This window comes from Mycobacterium sp., assembly GCF_049585075.1.
Lineage (GTDB): Bacteria > Actinomycetota > Actinomycetes > Mycobacteriales > Mycobacteriaceae > Mycobacterium.
Genome location: NZ_JBAUZA010000152.1, coordinates 1 through 4589, shown reverse-complemented (window position 1 = coordinate 4589; position 4589 = coordinate 1). Strand labels below are relative to the sequence as shown.

General features: G+C 65.6%; 4 protein-coding genes. 3 read left to right on the top strand and 1 reads right to left on the bottom strand.

Translation table 11 applies throughout. From position 1 onward, the window contains the following. Positions 1 to 317 precede the first annotated feature (317 nt). Positions 318 to 755, top strand: a complete 438-nt coding sequence (locus WB785_RS07120; RefSeq protein WP_424078114.1) for an SPW repeat protein — start codon at positions 318 to 320, stop codon at positions 753 to 755. A gap of 59 nt (positions 756 to 814) precedes the next feature. On the opposite strand, the gene ilvD is transcribed toward WB785_RS07120, so the two are convergent. Next, on the bottom strand, positions 815 to 2542 hold the full coding sequence (gene ilvD, locus WB785_RS07115; RefSeq protein WP_424078112.1) for a dihydroxy-acid dehydratase: 1728 nt from the start codon (positions 2540 to 2542) through the stop codon (positions 815 to 817). Between the two features lie 191 nt (positions 2543 to 2733). On the opposite strand from ilvD, the gene WB785_RS07110 reads away from it, so the two are divergent. Then, positions 2734 to 3024, top strand: a complete 291-nt coding sequence (locus tag WB785_RS07110; RefSeq protein WP_324852996.1) for a metal-sensitive transcriptional regulator — start codon at positions 2734 to 2736, stop codon at positions 3022 to 3024. Positions 3025 to 3148: 124 nt separating this feature from the next. After that, a complete protein-coding gene (locus WB785_RS07105) occupies positions 3149 to 4375 on the top strand; it encodes an MFS transporter (RefSeq protein ID WP_424078115.1) in 1227 nt (408 codons plus the stop codon). Positions 4376 to 4589 lie beyond the last annotated feature (214 nt).

Sequence of the window (4589 nt, the reverse complement as noted above, 5' to 3'; positions counted from 1 at the left end):
CCCCAGGGTGCCCAGCCCGCCCGCCTTGGCCACCGCAGCGGCCAGCGGCCCGCCGGCCAGACCGCCGCCCATCCCGGCCTGACCGACCGGGACGTCGAGACGGAGTCGATCCGCGATGTCCACGCATACCTCGCTTCCCGCGAACAATTGCGGAAACTACTCCGGTTGGCCGGATTCCGAAACCCAGCCGGAAATTCGACGGTCGCAAGGGCCATTGGCGTTCGTGGTGGCGCGCGGCTAGCGAGCGTAGCCTTGGGGTGGATGGATGGTTTGCGGTAAAGCCCAAAAGGCTTGCCGCATAACAGAAAGGTCACAAAATGAGTACAGTCCATTCATCAATTGATCACCACCCCGATCTATTGGCACTACGTGAGCGCTACGAGCGCGCTGCAGAGTCGATGACTGCGCAGGGCACCTTCGGTCTCACGCTGGTAGCTGCGGTATACGCGGCCCTGTCGCCATGGATTGTCGGATTCCAAGGAACGCAACCGCTCGCGGTCAACAATTTGGTCGTCGGAATCGTTTGCGTGGCGTTGGCGTTTGCGTACGGAATGGCACTGGACCGTAGCCACGGAATGACCTGGACGCTCCCAGTATTCGGCATATGGTTCATCATTTCGCCCTGGGTGGTTCAAGGTGTTTCGCCCCATGCCGCCATCATCTGGTCGAATGTGGTCGCAGGCGCGGTGCTGACCCTGCTGGGCTTGAACGCGATGTACTTCGGTATGCGCGATCGTAATTCAACACCGGTCTGACACAGGCGCCGAAATTTTCCTAACCCGGCCGGCGGATACCCGGCCGGGACGGTCATTGCTTAGCCGCAGACCGCTCCGTTGGCGGCCGAACCCACCAGCTTGACGTACTTGGCTAGGACGCCGGTGGTGTAGCGCGGTGGCAGCGGCGTGAAACCCTCACGGCGGGATGCGAACTCACCCGCGTCAACCAGCACATCCAAGGTGCTCTTGGCGACGTCGAGTCGGATTCGGTCGCCGTCGCGCAGGAAGGCGATCGGTCCACCGTCGACTGCCTCGGGCGCGACGTGTCCCACGCACAGACCGGTGGTGCCGCCGGAGAACCGGCCGTCGGTCAGCAGCAGCACGTCCTTACCCAGGCCGGCGCCTTTGATGGCACCGGTGATGGCGAGCATTTCGCGCATCCCGGGACCGCCCTTGGGGCCCTCGTAGCGGATCACCACCGCGTCGCCGTGCGTGATGGTGCCGTCGGCCAACGCATCCAACGCCGCCCGCTCCCGGTCGAAAACCCTTGCGGTGCCCTCGAAGACATCGGAGTCAAAGCCCGCGGTCTTGACCACTGCGCCTTCGGGAGCCAGCGATCCGTGCAAGATGGTGATCCCGCCGGTCGGGTGAATTGGATGGTCGAGCGCGCGCAGCACTTTGCCGTCGGGATCCGGCGGGGCGATGTGCGCGAGGTTTTCGGCAACAGTGCGGCCCGTCACCGTCAAGCAATCGCCGTGCAGCAGACCGGCATCCAGCAACGCCTTCATCACCACCGGGACACCGCCGATGTGATCGACATCAGACATCACATGCCGGCCGAAGGGCTTGACGTCGGCCAGGTGCGGCACGCGTGATCCGATGCGGCTGAAGTCTTCTAGCGACAACTTGACGTTCGCCTCGTAGGCGATGGCCAACAGGTGCAGCACCGCATTGGTTGAGCCGCCGAAGGCCATCACGACCGCGATCGCGTTCTCGAAAGCCTCCCTGGTCATGATGTCGCGGGCGGTGATGCCGCGCCGCAGCAATTCGACGACGGCCTCGCCGCTGTGCCGCGCGAACGCATCCCGGCGACGATCGGTCGCCGGCGGTGCCGCGCTGCCGGGCAGCGACATGCCCATTGCCTCAGCGGCACTGGCCATGGTGTTGGCGGTGTACATGCCGCCGCACGCGCCCTCGCCGGGACAGATGGCGCGCTCGATGGCGTCGACGTCTTCGCGCGGGATCAGGCCGCGGGCGCACGCGCCGACCGCCTCGAACGCGTCGATGATGGTCACTTCGCGCTCGCTGCCGTCGGAAAGCTTGGCGCGACCCGGCAGAATTGTGCCGGCGTAGAGGAACACCGCCGCCAGATCCAGTCTCGCCGCGGCCATCAGCATGCCTGGCAGCGATTTGTCGCATCCGGCCAAAAGCACCGATCCGTCCAGCCGCTCGGCCTGCATGACGGTTTCCACGCTGTCCGCGATCACTTCGCGCGACACCAACGAGAAGTGCATGCCCTCGTGGCCCATCGAAATGCCGTCGGACACCGAAATCGTGCAGAACTCGAGCGGATAGCCACCCGCGGTGAACACGCCCTCTTTAACGGCCTTGGCCAATCGGTCCAATGACAGGTTGCAGGGCGTGATCTCGTTCCACGACGACGCCACGCCGATCTGCGGCTTGGCGAAGTCGTCGTCGTCCATGCCCACCGCCCGCAGCATGCCGCGCGCGGCGGCTTTCTCCAGGCCGTCGGTCACCTCACGACTGCGGGGCTTGATGTCGACGGCGGGCGACCGCTCGGCGGCAGGGGGCTTGATTTGGGGCATCGGTCAAGTATGCGCGAACTGCCATGTCGGCCCCAAATCATTTAGATACCCCGGCGGGGTATCGGATATGCTGGCAGAAAGCCAAATCACGGGGGCGGCGTCGAGAAGGCTCAACCCGAGATTGACAATGGTCTCAACATCGACGCCGTCACGACGGCCCGAAGAGACCTAGCCAAGATGCTGGAGAGCAAATGACACCCGCACGCGGATACTCGTCGCAGAAGGACAACTACGCCAAACGACTACGGCGCATCGAGGGGCAGGTGCGCGGCATCGCCAAGATGATCGAAGACGACAAATACTGCATCGACGTCCTCACTCAGATCAGCGCCGCCAACAACGCGTTGCGGTCCGTGGCGCTCAACCTGCTCGACGAGCACCTCGGGCATTGCGTCAGCCGTGCGGTCGCCGAGGGCGGTACCGATGCCGACGAGAAGCTCGCCGAAGCCTCGGCCGCCATCGCGCGACTCGTCCGCTCCTGATCGTTTAAGGGCGAATAGCGCTTTCAATGCTTGAGCGTGGTTGAGTAGGGCCGTGGGGCCAGCCCGTGCCAACGGAGCAGCGCGAACGCGCCGCTGGTGGAATGACCCCCCGCCGCCAGCCGTCATCGCAGAAAGCCGGCCCGCTTCGGGCGGGCCGTGGACGCCACGAATTGCGGTGCAGCTGGCTGTGTTGGCCGCGGCGGCCTTCATCTACGTCACCGCCGAAATCCTGCCGGTGGGTGCGTTGCCGGCGATCGCCCGTGGCCTGCACGTCAGCGTTCCCATGGTCGGCACACTGCTGGCCTGGTATGCGCTGGTCGCGGCGGTAACCACGATTCCGCTCGTGCGTTGGACCGCGCACTGGCCGCGACGGCGGGCGCTGCTGGTTTCGTTGGCATGCCTGACGGCTTCCCAGTTCATCTCGGCGGCGGCGCCCAACTTCGTCGTGCTTGCGGGCGGCCGAGTGCTTTCGGCAATCACCCATGGGCTGATGCTGTCGGTCCTCGCGCCGATCGCCGCCCGGCTGGTTCCGGCCAGCCACTCCGGACGCGCGACAACGATGATCTACGTCGGCATCAGCCTGGCAGTGGTGGTGGGCAGCCCGGTTACGGCGGCAATGAGCTTGCTGTGGGGCTGGCGGATTGCCGTCGCAGCGGTGGCCGTAGTGGCCGCCTTGGTCACCGCGGCGGCCTGGGCTGTGCTGCCGGTGCTGGCGCTGACCCAGGAGCAGCTGGCCCGCGTCGGCAGGGGCGCCGGGCACCACCGCAATCGGCGGCTGGTCATCGTGAGCTTGCTCACAATGATCGCGGTCACCGGCCACTACATCTCCTACACCTACATCGCGGTGATCATTCGTGACGTCGTCGGGGTGCGCGGACCGGATCTGGCCTGGTTGCTCGCCGCGTACGGGCTCGCGGGCTTGTTGGTGATGCCGCTGATCGCCCGACCGTCGGACCATCGGCCCAGAGCAGCGGTCATCAGCTGCATGGCGGGGTTGTGGCTGACCTTTCTGGTGCTGATCGCGCTGACATTCCACGATGTGCCCACGGCGGCAAGCATCGCGATCGGGATCGCTGCGATCGCGCTATGGGGCGCCACCGCGAATGCGGTGTCGCCGATGCTGCAAGCTGCGGCGATGCGCGCGGGGGCCGACGACCCGGACGGGGCGTCAGGGCTATATATGGCGGCGTTCCAGATCGGGATCATGGCCGGGTCCTTCGCCGGTGGGCTGCTTTACGAGCAGAGCGTGCTGGCGATGCTGGCCGCATCGGCGGGGCTGATCGGCGCCGGAGCTGCGGGGATGGCCGCCGAGCGGCAGCTGTTCGACGTCCCCACCACCGGCCTCCAGTAAGATCGCTTCTCAACTACCAACATCACAGCAGGTCAGCAGCCTGGAAATGGCGCGCGTCCTGGGTGAGTCGAAATTGCCGAACCAGAAGCCGGTCTCGCCGCTATGCATACTGGTTGAGACGTGACTGAAGGGAAACGTATGTCGCGATGGATCGTCGCTGCGCTCAGCGCAGCGGGAATGACCGCCGTGCTGACCTTGTCGAGTGGCCTAGCGC

Coding starts and splice junctions, on each gene's coding strand:
- WB785_RS07120 (WP_424078114.1), top strand. CDS start 318: ATGAGTACAGTCCATTCATCAATTGATCACCACCCCGATCTATTGGCA.
- ilvD (WP_424078112.1), bottom strand. CDS start 2,542: ATGCCCCAAATCAAGCCCCCTGCCGCCGAGCGGTCGCCCGCCGTCGAC.
- WB785_RS07110 (WP_324852996.1), top strand. CDS start 2,734: ATGACACCCGCACGCGGATACTCGTCGCAGAAGGACAACTACGCCAAA.